The sequence below is a fragment of the Bacillus sp. TE8-1 genome (assembly GCF_008368855.1).
Classification (GTDB): domain Bacteria; phylum Bacillota; class Bacilli; order Bacillales; family Bacillaceae_G; genus Bacillus_A; species Bacillus_A cereus.
On sequence record NZ_QPET01000013.1, the window covers coordinates 34,899 to 48,905 of the forward strand.

A 14,007-nucleotide genomic window follows, 5' to 3' on the forward strand; every position below is an offset into this window, starting at 1 on the left:
GAGCTATTAGCTTGCGCTTCTAGCTCTCTTATCCTATTACTTACGGTATGTAAAGAGAATAAAATACAACTTCTACTCTCTTTCTTTTTGCAGTATATCTTTTAATTCTTCAATAAATACATTTAAATCTTTAAATTGACGATATACAGAAGCAAAACGTACGTAAGCAACATCATCAATATCGCGAAGTTCTTCCATAACAATTTCACCAATCATATCACTTTTCACTTCTGATATACCTAAATTACGCAGTTCACGTTCCACGCTTTGTGTTACTTCTTCTAATTGTCTTAAAGATACTGGTCTTTTTTCACACGCTTTAATTAAACCGCGTAAAATCTTTTCTTTATTAAACTCTTCTCGTGTGCCTTCTTTTTTTACAACGATAAGAGGTGACTCTTCTACCCTTTCAAAGGTCGTAAAGCGACTTAAGCAGCTTTCACACTCTCTCCTTCTTCGAATAGAGCGCCCCTCGTCTACCGGACGCGAATCTAACACTCTTGTACCATTATGAGAACAGGATGGACAACGCAATTCATTCACTCCTTTACACTATACTCTTTATTTTTCTCTACTCACTTCACCTAAAATATATATACAATATTATATAACTCATTCTAACTCTCTTACCACTTTAAGTTCCAGCGCATCACTTTATCATCTCATCCTTAAAAATAAGATGGTATATAGGGCACTACCTCATTTGCAAGAGTCCAATTTATTCAACTAACGAGTACGTTATATTTTCCCTTTTTTATAAACTAAAAAAGAGGTGCATTATACACCTCTTTACATTTTAAATCAATTATGTTCTTTTTTAAAGAGCTTTTGTTTCTCTCTGCTTAATTTCGAAGCTACCAGTGCCTCGAGGAAGCTCGATGCTCTCACGCGTTTTCGCGTTTAAACCCTCTGCAATATATTCTGCAGCAACATTTGGATCAATACGATCCCCACAAGTATAAACATCAATACTTGCGTAACCGTGCTCCGGAAAGCTATGAATTGTTAAATGTGATTCTGAGATAATTACTACTCCACTTACACCTTGTGGTGCAAATTTATGGAAAGCAACCTCACGCACTTCAGCACCAGCTCTTAGTGCTGCATCCACAAATAATTGTTCAATATACGGCATGTCATTAAGCTTGTCGAAATCGCAATCCCAAAGTTCAGCGATCACGTGACGACCCATCGTATCCATAGTATCCATTCTACAGTTCCCCCTTGTAAATTTATTCTAACTGTTCGAATTGAAAACTAATTTGCAATTTGGCTTGCTCCACTACCACGGGGGAAAGTTAGTCCAGAGAGGTCCTAACCCTTTAAGTAGTGACTACGTACCTCAGCTCTTAAGTTTACGAGTGTTAGTATACTTTGTTTATTTTCATTTTGCAACAACAGTTTTTTCGATTTTCTGTCATATTTTCCTCTTTACTTTTCCCTAAAAAAAATAAACGATTCACAAATGCAGTAATCACAACGTTTCGTGGTATGTCCACTTTTTAAAATATACTCATATAATTTTTTTCCTTTTCAGAAAAAATTAAAAAAAGAGGGCAAATATTGCCTTGCCCTCTCCTCCCTTATTCACTTAAATGTGTTGCACATTTTCTTGTTTCGCTAACTCTTGAACAACTAACGTTACAAGATCTACAACACGACGAGAGTAGCCCCACTCGTTATCATACCAAGCAAGTACTTTCACTTTACGATCACCCATTACCATTGTAGATAAACCATCGATAATAGCTGAGTGTGTATTTGTATTAAAGTCGATAGATACTAAAGGCTCTTCGCTGAATTCTACAATACCTTTTAACGCACCGTTTGCAACAGTTTTGAATGCATCGTTAATAGCTTCAACTGTCACATCGCGTTTTACATCTACTACTAAATCAACAAGAGACACGTTTGGTGTTGGTACACGAAGTGCCATACCATGAAGTTTTCCGTTTAAATGTGGAAGAACTTTTGCTAGCGCTTTCGCAGCACCTGTCGTTGTTGGAATGATTGATTGTCCGCAAGCACGTGCTCTTCTTAAATCTTTATGTGGGTTATCAATATTTTTTTGGTCATTTGTATAAGCGTGAACTGTCGTCATTAAACCGTTTTCAATTCCAAACTGCTCATCTAACACCTTCACAACAGGCGCTAAACAATTTGTTGTACAAGATGCATTTGAAATAACAGTATGTTTTGTAATATCTAATTGGTCTTCGTTCACACCAACTACAATTGTTACATCTTCATTTTTACCAGGCGCTGTTAAAATAACTTTTTTCGCTCCAGCTTCAACGTGAAGAATTGCTTTTTCTTTTGAATTAAATTTACCAGTTGCTTCAATTACAACTTCAACACCTAAATCTGTCCAAGGCAATTCCTTTGGATCGCGGTTGTTTAAAAGGCGAATCATTTTTCCATCAACTAATAAGTGATCTTCAAATGCTTCTACTGTTCCGTCAAACTTGCCATGAACTGTATCATATTTAATTAAGTGTGCTAACGTTTCAGATGGATAGCTTGCATTGATTGCTACAATTTCGAATGCGCTTTCTTTTATTGCTTGACGAAATACCATTCTCCCAATACGTCCAAATCCATTAATTGCCACACGAGTCATAATATGTTATCCCCCTTGAATGCGTTATACTATTTATCTCCAATCCCAATAATAGTATAACACAAAAAGGGGATATGTCACTAAGCATTTTCATTAATTTCACAATTTTTTAGTCAATAATGTTCCACTTCTTTAAAATTACCTGCAATTGTGTTTTCGTTCCCATAATTGTGCCATCATTATTTATCACTTCATCTGCATTTTCCACTTTTTCTTCTAACGGCATTTGAGATTGAATACGAGCTGTTGCTTCTTCTTCTGAAAAGTTATTTCGTTTCATTAAACGTTCTAATTGCGTATGCGGCTTAACCGCTACAACTAAAATGCGGTCAACGAGACTTGTTAATTTGCTTTCAAATAAGAGAGGAATATCTAACACAACCGCTTGCATACCTTCTTTTATGTACATTTCCTTTTGCCTATTCATTTCCTCACGCACTGCAGGATGAACAATTTTATTTAACTGCAATCGTTTTTCTTCATTATAGAAAACGACACTTCCTAGTTTTGGACGATCTAATTCTCCATCTTCTTGTAACACTTCCGTTCCAAATACTTCTACTATTTTGTTATATGCTGGTTTTCCTCGCTCTACAACTTCTCTTGCGATAATATCTGCATCAATAACTGGTATGCTCAGTTCACGAAACATTTCTGATACTGTACTTTTTCCGCTTGCAATGCCTCCCGTTAATCCAATTACTACTGTCATAATAATCCTCCTCATAATAAAAGGCGCGAAACTAATGTTCCACGCCCATACTTACATTTTCCAAATTCCAATAATGATGAGTAATACTCCAGGCAGGAATGTAAATTTTTGTAACCACTTCATATTTGATAAAACCGTTCCAAGTTTCATTCCAATAAATAAAAACAAAGAACTCATAACTGCAACTAATATCGCCATCATAGCGGGTGCATACCCTAATAAAGATGCACCAATTCCGGCACCAAATGAATCTACAGAAAGAGCTATACCAAGAAGTAATGCTTCTCCTGCAGAAATGGTGCCTGATTTATCAAAATCTGCAACAGTCGGTTTCCGTAAAATTTGAATCACTAGGCCTAGCGAGGCAATCTCTAATTTCCAGACCTTCTCCTCTTGCTTCGGTTCTTCTTTTCTCTCACTTCGAAAAAATTGATATAATACCCAAATCCCTATTCCAATAAGAACAAGCCCACCGATACGCGTTGCGATAACAGGTGAAAATACTTTCGCGATCATATGTCCAATTCCCATTGAAACAAGCATAACAGCCGCTGAACACATTCCGATAATTATAATTGATCTTAGTGGAATTCTTACGCTTCTTAAACCATATGTTAGCCCTACACTACAGCTATCTAAGCTTAATGTAAAAGCTAATAAAATAAGAGATAAATAAAGGTACATCGGTAAGCTCCTCCCTTATACATAGCTCTGCTGTATGTATATGACAAATGCCTATCCGATGTTATCTCTTTTCTATATTCTAGGCTGACAAATTGGGCAGTAATGCGTTCCTCGCCCGCCAACAACTGTTTTTTCTAATATCGTGCCACAAGTTACGCACGGCTCTCCCTTTTTCCCATATACATTTAGGAGTTCTTGGAACGAACCAATTTGCCCTTGTGAGTTGATATACGTCCGAATTGTACTTCCGCCACGCTTTACTGCTTCGCCTAGCGTTGTAACGGTAGCCTCATAAATTCGCTCAATTTCTTCTACTGTTAAAGACGAAGCTTCTCGTTCTGGATGAATTTGAGAACGGAATAAAACTTCATCTACATATATATTTCCAAGCCCTACTAAAAGACGCTGGTCCAGTAGCACAACTTTTATTTTACGATTTGTCTTTTGTAATCTTTCTTGTAAATACTGCGGTGTCATTTCAGCATCAAATGGCTCCGGACCTAAGTCAGCAAGAGGCATTTGGTTCATTTCTTCACCTTTCTTAAAGAGATGCATCGTACCAAACTTTCTCACATCTTTATAATGTAATTCCGTTCCATCTGTAAATAAGAAACGGACGTGCGTATGTTTATCAATCGGCTCATCCTCTTGATGTAATAAAAACTTACCTTCCATACGCAAATGTGAAACAATGACATAATTCGTTACATATAAAAGCAAAAACTTTCCTCTTCGCTTTATATTTTCAATCTTCTCGCCTTTTAGCATTTCTTTAAAGATTTCTGCATCATCCGGTCGTTTCACTATTTTTGGATAAGTAACAATAACATCTTCAATCGTTTTTCCTGTTACAAGATTTTCAAGTGTCCGTCTGACGTTTTCAACCTCTGGTAATTCAGGCATTTCATCACTTCCTTATTTTGCGTCGTACCAAGTTGGACCGTAAGAATAATCAACTTTCAGCGGAACTGCAAGTTCAATCGCATGTTCCATTACTTCAGGTACAAGCTGCTCTAATTTTTCGATTTCTTCTTTTGGTGCTTCAAATATTAATTCATCATGTACTTGCAGAAGAAGACGCGCTTGTAATCCTTCTTCTTCTAAACGATCTGCCATAATAATCATCGCTTTTTTAATAATATCTGCTGCAGTACCTTGAATTGGTGTATTCATCGCTGTACGCTCAGCGAAGCTACGCAAGTTAAAATTACGACTCGTAATTTCTGGAATATAACGGCGACGATTTAATAATGTAGCTACATATCCTTTTTGTTTCGCATCTTTTACGATGTCCTCCATGTATTCTTGTACACCAGGGAAACTTTCTAAATACTTTTCAATAAATTCCGCTGCTGCTTTTCTTGTAATTCCTAAGTTTTGTGAAAGACCATAATCACTAATACCATACACAATTCCGAAGTTAACAGCTTTCGCTTGTCGTCTCATATTTGAAGTTACTTCATCTTTTTCAACGCCAAATACATCCATAGCTGTTTTCGTATGAATATCCATGTCATGTTGGAACGCTTCAACTAGCCCTTTATCATTTGCAATATGAGCTAATACACGCAGTTCGATTTGTGAATAATCAGCCGCATACATAATCCATCCTTCTTCTGATGGAACAAATGCCTGACGAATCTTTCTTCCTTCTTCTAATCGAATCGGGATATTTTGCAAGTTCGGATCCGTTGAACTTAATCGACCTGTTTGCGTTAACACTTGATTAAAGCGAGTATGAATTTTAGATGAATCTTCATGTACAACTTTCAGTAAACCTTCAATGTAAGTTGAATTTAGCTTCCCTAATTGACGATAATGTAAAATATTTGGAATGATTTCATGGTGATTCATAAGCTTATCTAGTACATCAGCTGACGTAGAATAACCTGTTTTCGTCTTTTTAATAACCGGTAAGTTTAAGTTCTCAAACAGAATAACACCAAGCTGCTTCGGTGAATTAATATTAAATTCTGTTCCCGCAAGCTTATAAATTTCCTGTTCCATTTCCTTTAATCTACCCGCAAGTTCTTCTCCCATATTACGAAGACGCTCTGTATCAACTTTTACACCCTTTACTTCCATATCAGCTAATACACGTGCAAGCGGCAATTCTAACTCTGTAAACAGTTCATATTGCTCATTCTTCTTTAACTCTTCAACGAATGTTTGCTTTACATCATATAATACATGCACTTTACGAGCCACATGCTCCGCGACTACCTTTAACTCTGGAACAGCACGTTTCGCACCTTTTCCGTAAACTTCTTCATCTGATTTCACAGCATGCGTTTCTTTCATTTTCGCTACAGTACGGAAATCTTTATCTGTATCAGCCGGGTCAAGTAAATAAGCAGCGATTAATAGATCAAAGTCAATCCCTTGCATATCTATCCCATTCCATTTCAGTGCAACGATTGCACGCTTCGCATCAAATGTATGCTTTCTCATTTCTCCATCTGCAAGCCACTCTTTAAAAGCATCTGACTTAAGAGCAATGTCTGTCTGAATAAAGTAACATCCATTTTCATTTTGAATACCGAAACCTTGAATGTCTGCTTTATGATAGTTATCTTCTTGTACTTCAACGATAAGCGCACTATCTTGCTGAAGCATTTCTTCTGTAACTTCTTCCACAATATCAAATGTAATATCATCTAATTCAGCTGGAGCTGTTTCTTCTGGCGTAACGCCTAATTTATTTAAAAGAGATGTAAATCCTAAACTCTCGAACATTGGAATGACATCACTTGCTTCATATCCTTTATACACCATATCATCCACATGAACTGTAATCGGCGCATCTGTAATAATAGTTGCAAGATCCTTACTCATAAGAGCTTGTTCTTTATTTTCTTCCAGTTTTTCTTTTAATTTCTTCCCACTTACTTGATCTATATTTTCATACACCGCTTCAACCGTTCCAAACTGTGTTAACAATTTAATTGCCGTTTTTTCACCAACTCCTGGTACACCCGGTATATTATCTGACTGGTCTCCCATTAAACCTTTCATATCGATAATTTGCTTTGGTGATAAGCTGTATTTTTCAAATAAAGCTTCTTTCGTATATTCATCCACTTCTGTAATCCCTTTTCGCGGAATACATACAAGCGTGTTATCAGAAACAAGTTGAAGTAAATCTTTATCTCCTGAAATAACTTTTACACTTGCCCCTTGCTCACTCGCTTCTTTCGCTAACGTTCCCATGATGTCATCCGCTTCATAATTTTCTAATTCATAACGCGGTACATTGAACGCATCCAGCATCTCACGAATAAACGGGAACTGCTCTGATAATTCAGGTGGAGTCTTTTGACGTCCTCCTTTATACTCACTATACGTTTTATGACGGAACGTTGTTTTGCCTGCATCAAACGCCACTAACATATGAGTTGGCTTTTCTTCCTCTAATATTCTCATTAACATCATTGTAAAACCGTAAATTGCGTTCGTATGTATACCTTTGTCGTTATTTAAAAGCGGTAGTGCAAAGAAAGCACGATACGCGATATTATTACCATCTACTAATACGACCTTTTTTTCCAAAATTGAAACCTCCCCATACAAATTTGAAATGATTTTTTTCACAGAAAAAAACCGTTCCTTTCCTCTCTCTATATTAACATGACTAATAGAGAGAAGAAAAATAACGGCTATTTTCTTTCATATATAAAACAGACTTATATTGGCATAAAGGGAAGTGACGAGAACAGCTTAACTATTCTCGTCCAAAATTACTCCTTGGATGAAGGGGTTTTCATGTATTATATTAACAGAGCTTTATTAATATTTAATTAAGCCATTGTTAATATATTGTAAACATCCTTCATCCTATTTTTCAGTTGCTGATTTCGGTAAAACAACTGTAAACGTTGTCCCTTCTCCAACTTCACTATCTACTGTAATCGTACCTTGATGCGCCTCAACTAAATGCTTTACAATCGACAATCCAAGGCCGGTACCACCAGTATTTCTACTTCTTGCTTTATCCACCCGGTAGAAACGTTCAAAAATACGCGGAATTTCCTCTTTACTAATACCAATTCCAGTATCCGATACTTTTATATAAGCATTATATTTATCTTCCGCTAACTCTACTGAAACAACGCCTCCAGCCGGTGTATATACGATTGCGTTATTAATTAAATTAATAAAGATTTGTTTCAAACGACTTGGATCTCCAATAACAGAGGCACGTTTTAATACATTCACTTGTAAAGAGATTTCTTTTTCTCCTGCTTTATTATCAAGTACCATATGAATATCTTCAAGCAGCCCCTTCATATCAACGGTTCCCATATTTAATTTAAATCCTTGTTGTTCGATCTTCGACAAATCTAATAAATCTTCAATTAATCCTTGCATGCGCTCACTTTCTTTTAAAATAATGTGCAAGAAATGTTCGCAGAATTTTTTATTATCCATCGCTCCGTCTAAGAGTGTTTCTGAAAAACCTTTAATAGAAGTAATCGGTGTCTTTAATTCATGAGAAACATTCGCTAAAAAGTCTTTTCTCATTTGTTCTAATTTCTTTAACTCTGTTATGTCATGGAATACGAGAACAATCCCTTTCCATTCATGGTTTGTCCCGATAATCGGCGCTCCATATACTTCGAAATGCTTCCGTTCAATTCCAAGTGGCAATAACATTTGTTTACGCACTTTCACTTCTGTCATAAAGATTTCTTCTACAAGCTCAATAATTTCTGTATGATGAAACGATTCATAATATAAGCGATCTAAATATTCTTCATCTGTTACGTGGAAAGTTTCCTTATAAGAGCGGTTTACAAGGTTTATATATCCTCGGCTATCAATTAAAATCATTCCACTTCCCATATTTTCAATTAACGTGTGCAGACGATCTTGCTGCATTTCTTGTTCAAGTGTCATCTCTTGTAAATTTCGTGCTAAAATATTAATCGCTTTACTCAGCATTCCTGTTTCATCCGAATGACTTTCGTATGCACGTGCTTTATAATTACCCTTTGCCAATTCAATTGCAACTTTCGTAACCGATTCAATTGGCCTAATATATTGCCCTGTAATTTTCATACCTAAAAATACAACTACGAGACAAGCAATGACAAATCCGATAATTAATAATCCCCACGTTTTTTGATGTACGTCTCTTAAAGGATCAATTATACTTTTCACCAAAATGTATCCTTGTTTTCCTTCTACATCTTGAACGAACACCGCATGATAAAATTCATTCTTTCGATCCGTTTCTTTCGTAATTACTTTACTTCGTTGTTTTGCCACTTCCGAAGAAAGTTCTTTAATCGTCTCTGGACTAAATGCCAATTCTTGTCCTTTTCTATATTGAACTTTCTTTTTTTCATCCAAAAATACGATAGAAGCTGGTATTTTTTCTTCTAACTTTTCAAATACGTATGGATTTTTTAAGACATTATCAAAACCTTGCTCTTCTGCTAACGTCGCAACATACTCTGTCTCTTTTACCATTCTCTCTTTAGCATGATCTATATAGTAGTTTTCAAACACAGTTTCTAGTAATAAACCTAGTCCAACTAAAATAAATACAATAAGAGAAACAAATGTAAAAAGAAGCCTGGAACGAAATTTATTCATTCCCTTTTGGCTCCTCTAATTTATATCCTAAACCACGTATCGTTTTAATGTACGTCGGTTTTTTCGTATTTTGTTCAATTTTATCGCGCAAATGGCTAATATGAACATCAACAATTCGTGTATCACCAGCAAAATCGTAATTCCATACAGCACTTAGTAATTGATCACGTGTCAACACGCGACTTTTATTTTTCGCAAGATACACAAGTAGTTCAAATTCTTTTGGTGTTAATTCAAGCTTTCTTCCTTGGAAATAAGCCTCATAAAACTCCGGTAAAATTTTAAGTTCTGCAATTGTGATGCTATCTTCATCTGGCGCTTCTGCAACTTGTTCTTCTTGTTGTAATTTCGTACGGCGCAAAATCGCCTTCACACGAGCAACAACTTCTCTTGGACTAAATGGCTTTGTCATATAATCATCCGCCCCAAGTTCAAGGCCTAGCACCTTATCAAACTCATCATCTTTTGCCGTTAACATTAAAATCGGCGTCATAACGCGCTGCAATCGTAATTCTTTACACACTTCCATACCATCCATTTTCGGAAGCATTAAATCTAATATAATTAAATCTGGGCGTTCTGTTGTCGCTTTTTGAAGCGCCATTTCTCCATCCATCGCTGTTATAACTTCAAACCCAGCTTGTTGTAAATTAAATTCGATTAAAGTTAAGATAAATTCCTCATCATCAACTACTAAAATACGATTGTTCATTCTTTTCCTCCAAGTTATAGACTTGAAACCTTCTTCATCCTAGTATTTTCCCCGTTATTCTCATCATACTAGAAAACAAGGTCCCTCTCAATATAATTGTCTATTCATGGAGATCGTTTGTGTAGAATTGAGAAAATAGAAGTAATTACAATTCACCTGCAACTACACAGGATTTTGCCAAACTTTATAGATTGCTCTCTCTTCTTTAAAGCTCACTTCCGTATGAACTATAAAATCTTAATTTTATGCTAGGAAAAACGAAAGAGCATACGCTATTTTATAATCTGGTGTTTCATATCCATCAAATACTCTCCCGTACATTCCATTCGCAACCCGGTCTGCCCACACTTCAGCTTCTCTTACCGTTTCAAAGATCACGTCTTCTCTTTTCCACCTTACCTAAAAAACCATTCCTTTAATTGACTTCAATTACCGATGAGTATATTATTAATCTTAATATATAAATTAATAATATACGGAGATCTATTATGCGACTAATACTATCCATTCTATCTTTAGCAGTCACATGTATCCTTGCTTTTAACGCTCCGAGCTGGGATACGATTAAAACGGGGTGCTCAGAATTTGCTGAAGGGTTCAAAGAAGGGTTCTTCAACTAAAAATAGCGCTAGCATCCTTATGAAAGGTATGCTAGCGCTATTCATATTTTCATCTTTTAAAAATTATCTAATGCTTTTTCCATAATAGAAACAGATTTAAAAGGTGGCGTTACTGTTAATGAACCTTTCACAACAGTTTCTCCTTTTTCATCATGAGCAGATACAAGCATATCAATTGTATGTTCCTCCTCAGAAACAGCCACAACTTCAAAGTGGATTTGTAACGTTTCATAATGGTGAACATGTTTCACGAATGTAAGGTCCTTTCTCGTAATATGACTTCCTGGACCCGGTAAATATTTCGTAACCGCCGTTGTAATCATTCCCGTTAGCATAATGCTTGGTACAATCGGCTTTTCATACGGAGTTTGGGATGCGTAATCATGCTGAATATATAATGGATTGGCATCATTCGTTAACCCTAAGTACAATAACAAATCTTTATCCTCAATTTTTTCAGTGATAGATAATTTCTCTCCTACTGTAATTTCATCCATTTTACGACCAATTTGAACTTTTTTCTTTAACATGTTACAACCCCCTCCGATTTTTTCACCTTATTATCCTACTAAAAGCGATACCTTATCCGAAATTTACTATGATGAGGGCAATGTATAGTATAAATCTACAGTTTCATTATAGGATATTACAAATGATAGCGTTTTCATATTATTTCAAAAAAACAATTCGGTAAATAGTAGAAAAAGATTCGGAATCCCGAATCTTTTTCACTACTATTCAATTATTAAACAAGAACTTTCATTACATTACGTACAGATTCTACAGAGCGATCTAACGCTTCTTTTTCATCTGCAAGAAGTTCTAATTCAATAATTTTTTCAATTCCGTTACCACCTAGAATTACTGGCACCCCTAAGTAAAGGTCACTATAACCATACTCACCTTCAAGGTACGCAATAGCTGGTAATACACGGCGTTGATCTTTTAAGATTGCTTCTGTCATTTCAACTAAAGAAGCTGCTGGTGCGTAATATGCACTACCGTTTCCTAATAAGCCTACAATCTCACCGCCACCTTTACGTGTACGTTCTACGATTGCTTCTAAACGCTCTTTCGGAATTAACGTTTCTAACGGAATACCGCCTGCATAAGAATAACGCACAAGAGGTACCATGTCGTCACCGTGTCCGCCAAGTACAAATCCTGTAATGTCTTTTACAGAAAGATTTAATTCTTGTGCGATGAATGTACGGAAACGAGCTGTATCTAATACACCCGATTGGCCGATTACACGCTCTTTCGGGAATCCTGCTTCTTTAAATACAGAATATGTCATTGCATCAACTGGATTTGTTAACACAACAATAATTGCATTTGGTGAATGTTTTGCAATGTCGCGCGTAATACTTTTCATAATTTTAGAGTTTGTTGCTACTAAGTCATCACGGCTCATACCAGGCTTACGTGCAATACCTGCTGTAATAACGACAACGTCAGAATCAGCAGTATCTGCGTAATCAGATGTTCCAATAATGTTAGCATCAAAACCTTGTACTGGGCTCGCTTCTAACATATCTAACGCTTTCCCTTTTGTTGGATTTTCCAGTTGTGGAATGTCCACTAATACAACATCTGCAAGTTCTTTTTGTGCTAATAAGAATGCCGTTGTTGCTCCTGTAAATCCTGCACCGATGACTGAAACCTTCTTGCGTTTGATTGTCATAATTTACCCCCCGCTTTAATTATGCGTTTTTGATTATCGCTACATCCATGTTTTTAATAAGTTCATTAGCGAACTCAGAACATTTCACTTCTGTTGCACCTTCCATTAAGCGTGCGAAATCATAAGTTACTACTTTTGAAGCAATTGTTTTCTCAACAGAAGCAGTTACTAATTTCGCAGCTTCGTTCCATCCTAAGTGTTCTAATAATAATACACCTGAAAGAAGAACAGAAGATGGGTTTACTTTATCTAAACCTGCATATTTTGGAGCTGTACCGTGTGTAGCTTCAAAGATAGCATGTCCAGTCACATAGTTAATGTTTGCACCAGGTGCAATACCAATTCCACCTACTTGTGCAGCAAGTGCATCAGAGATATAGTCACCATTTAAGTTCATTGTTGCAACAACATCGAACTCACGTGGACGAGTTAAAATTTGTTGTAAGAAGATGTCTGCAATAGAATCTTTTACGATGATTTTTCCAGCCACTTCAGCGTCTGCCATCGCTTTATTCGCTGCATCTTTACCATCTTTTTCAACGATACGATCGTATTCAGCCCAAGTAAATACTTTGTCGCCGAATTCTTGTTCCGCTACTTCGTAACCCCAGTTTTTGAAAGCACCTTCTGTAAATTTCATAATGTTTCCTTTATGAACTAATGTAACAGAAGAACGTTTTTCGTTAATTGCATATTGAATTGCAGCACGAACAAGACGCTTTGTCCCTTCTTCTGAAATTGGCTTAATACCAATACCAGATGTTTCTGGGAAGCGGATTTTATTAACACCCATTGCTTCTTTTAAGAAAGCAAGAACTTTTTCTGCTTCTGGAGATCCTTGCGCATATTCAATTCCAGCATAAATGTCTTCTGTATTTTCACGGAAAATAACCATATCAGTATCTTCCGGACGTTTTACAGGTGAAGGAACACCTTCAAAATAACGAACTGGACGTAGACATACATATAAATCTAATTCTTGACGAAGTGCTACATTTAGAGAACGAATACCACCGCCAACTGGAGTTGTAAGTGGACCTTTAATCGCGATTAAATATTCACGAATTAAGTTTAAAGTTTCTTCTGGTAACCACTCGCCTGTTTGGTTGAATGCTTTTTCCCCTGCAAGCACTTCTTTCCAAACGATTTTCTTCTCACCATCATAAGCTTTTTCAACTGCTGCTTCTAGTACGCGAGATGCAGCTGTCCAAATATCAGGACCAATTCCATCTCCCTCGATAAACGGAATAATCGGATTGTTTGGTACATTCATAACACCATTAGTTACAGTAATTTTTTCACCTGTCGTCAATGTGATAACCCCCATGTTTGAAATTTCATATGTATGAAACTGAGGGAATAACCCCTCAGTTCAAA

General features: G+C 36.4%; 13 protein-coding genes and 1 pseudogene. 1 reads left to right on the forward strand and 13 read right to left on the reverse strand.

Annotated elements, in window-relative coordinates; all coding sequences use genetic code 11:
- Positions 1 to 72 precede the first annotated feature (72 nt).
- From nrdR to DN404_RS30945, 10 genes and pseudogenes are all read right to left on the reverse strand, one after another.
- The gene (nrdR, locus tag DN404_RS11010; protein ID WP_001203687.1) at positions 73 to 534 is read right to left on the reverse strand and encodes a transcriptional regulator NrdR; all 462 of its coding nucleotides are present in this window, start codon (positions 532 to 534) and stop codon (positions 73 to 75) included.
- Positions 535 to 817: 283 nt separating this feature from the next.
- Complete coding sequence (gene speD, locus DN404_RS11015; RefSeq protein ID WP_002003660.1) at positions 818 to 1,201, reverse strand: adenosylmethionine decarboxylase; 384 nt, start codon at positions 1,199 to 1,201, stop codon at positions 818 to 820.
- A gap of 390 nt (positions 1,202 to 1,591) precedes the next feature.
- Positions 1,592 to 2,620 (reverse strand): glyceraldehyde-3-phosphate dehydrogenase, encoded by a 1,029-nt coding sequence (locus DN404_RS11020; protein WP_000198975.1) that lies wholly within the window; start codon positions 2,618 to 2,620, stop codon positions 1,592 to 1,594.
- Between the two features lie 109 nt (positions 2,621 to 2,729).
- Positions 2,730 to 3,332, reverse strand: a complete 603-nt coding sequence (gene coaE, locus DN404_RS11025; protein ID WP_016123436.1) for a dephospho-CoA kinase — start codon at positions 3,330 to 3,332, stop codon at positions 2,730 to 2,732.
- Between the two features lie 51 nt (positions 3,333 to 3,383).
- A complete protein-coding gene (gene ytaF, locus DN404_RS11030; RefSeq protein WP_000281747.1) occupies positions 3,384 to 4,016 on the reverse strand; it encodes a sporulation membrane protein YtaF in 633 nt (210 codons plus the stop codon).
- Between the two features lie 72 nt (positions 4,017 to 4,088).
- On the reverse strand, positions 4,089 to 4,919 hold the full coding sequence (mutM, locus tag DN404_RS11035) for a DNA-formamidopyrimidine glycosylase (RefSeq protein ID WP_001114478.1): 831 nt from the start codon (positions 4,917 to 4,919) through the stop codon (positions 4,089 to 4,091).
- A 12-nt stretch (positions 4,920 to 4,931) separates the two neighbouring features.
- Positions 4,932 to 7,565, reverse strand: coding sequence for a DNA polymerase I (gene polA, locus DN404_RS11040; protein WP_149215069.1), 2,634 nt, complete (start codon positions 7,563 to 7,565; stop codon positions 4,932 to 4,934).
- 285 nt (positions 7,566 to 7,850) lie between these two features.
- Positions 7,851 to 9,614: a sensory box histidine kinase PhoR gene (gene phoR / locus DN404_RS11045; RefSeq protein WP_001032106.1), complete on the reverse strand. Its 1,764-nt coding sequence runs from the start codon at positions 9,612 to 9,614 to the stop codon at positions 7,851 to 7,853.
- Positions 9,607 to 10,326: a two-component system response regulator PhoP gene (gene phoP / locus DN404_RS11050; RefSeq protein WP_001065220.1), complete on the reverse strand. Its 720-nt coding sequence runs from the start codon at positions 10,324 to 10,326 to the stop codon at positions 9,607 to 9,609. Before phoP ends, phoR begins: the two co-directional genes overlap by 8 nt.
- 162 nt (positions 10,327 to 10,488) lie before the next feature.
- Positions 10,489 to 10,704, reverse strand: a pseudogene (locus tag DN404_RS30945) (hypothetical protein).
- A 110-nt stretch (positions 10,705 to 10,814) separates the two neighbouring features.
- Between DN404_RS30945 and DN404_RS30950 the strand changes: the two are divergent.
- A complete protein-coding gene (locus tag DN404_RS30950; RefSeq protein ID WP_001237022.1) occupies positions 10,815 to 10,946 on the forward strand; it encodes a hypothetical protein in 132 nt (43 codons plus the stop codon).
- Positions 10,947 to 11,002: 56 nt separating this feature from the next.
- Here the strand turns inward: DN404_RS30950 and DN404_RS11055 are convergent, their stop codons facing one another.
- From DN404_RS11055 to icd, 3 genes are all read right to left on the reverse strand, one after another.
- Entirely contained in the window at positions 11,003 to 11,476 is a 474-nt protein-coding gene (locus tag DN404_RS11055) for a MaoC family dehydratase (protein ID WP_000914180.1), read from the reverse strand.
- A 215-nt stretch (positions 11,477 to 11,691) separates the two neighbouring features.
- Complete coding sequence (mdh, locus tag DN404_RS11060; protein WP_000153232.1) at positions 11,692 to 12,630, reverse strand: malate dehydrogenase; 939 nt, start codon at positions 12,628 to 12,630, stop codon at positions 11,692 to 11,694.
- Between the two features lie 19 nt (positions 12,631 to 12,649).
- Entirely contained in the window at positions 12,650 to 13,942 is a 1,293-nt protein-coding gene (gene icd, locus DN404_RS11065) for an NADP-dependent isocitrate dehydrogenase (RefSeq protein WP_149215070.1), read from the reverse strand.
- Positions 13,943 to 14,007 lie beyond the last annotated feature (65 nt).

Coding starts and splice junctions, on each gene's coding strand:
- speD (WP_002003660.1), bottom strand. CDS start 1,201: ATGGATACGATGGGTCGTCACGTGATCGCTGAACTTTGGGATTGCGAT.
- DN404_RS11020 (WP_000198975.1), bottom strand. CDS start 2,620: ATGACTCGTGTGGCAATTAATGGATTTGGACGTATTGGGAGAATGGTA.
- coaE (WP_016123436.1), bottom strand. CDS start 3,332: ATGACAGTAGTAATTGGATTAACGGGAGGCATTGCAAGCGGAAAAAGT.
- ytaF (WP_000281747.1), bottom strand. CDS start 4,016: ATGTACCTTTATTTATCTCTTATTTTATTAGCTTTTACATTAAGCTTA.
- mutM (WP_001114478.1), bottom strand. CDS start 4,919: ATGCCTGAATTACCAGAGGTTGAAAACGTCAGACGGACACTTGAAAAT.
- phoR (WP_001032106.1), bottom strand. CDS start 9,614: ATGAATAAATTTCGTTCCAGGCTTCTTTTTACATTTGTTTCTCTTATT.
- phoP (WP_001065220.1), bottom strand. CDS start 10,326: ATGAACAATCGTATTTTAGTAGTTGATGATGAGGAATTTATCTTAACT.
- DN404_RS30950 (WP_001237022.1), top strand. CDS start 10,815: ATGCGACTAATACTATCCATTCTATCTTTAGCAGTCACATGTATCCTT.
- DN404_RS11055 (WP_000914180.1), bottom strand. CDS start 11,476: ATGTTAAAGAAAAAAGTTCAAATTGGTCGTAAAATGGATGAAATTACA.
- mdh (WP_000153232.1), bottom strand. CDS start 12,630: ATGACAATCAAACGCAAGAAGGTTTCAGTCATCGGTGCAGGATTTACA.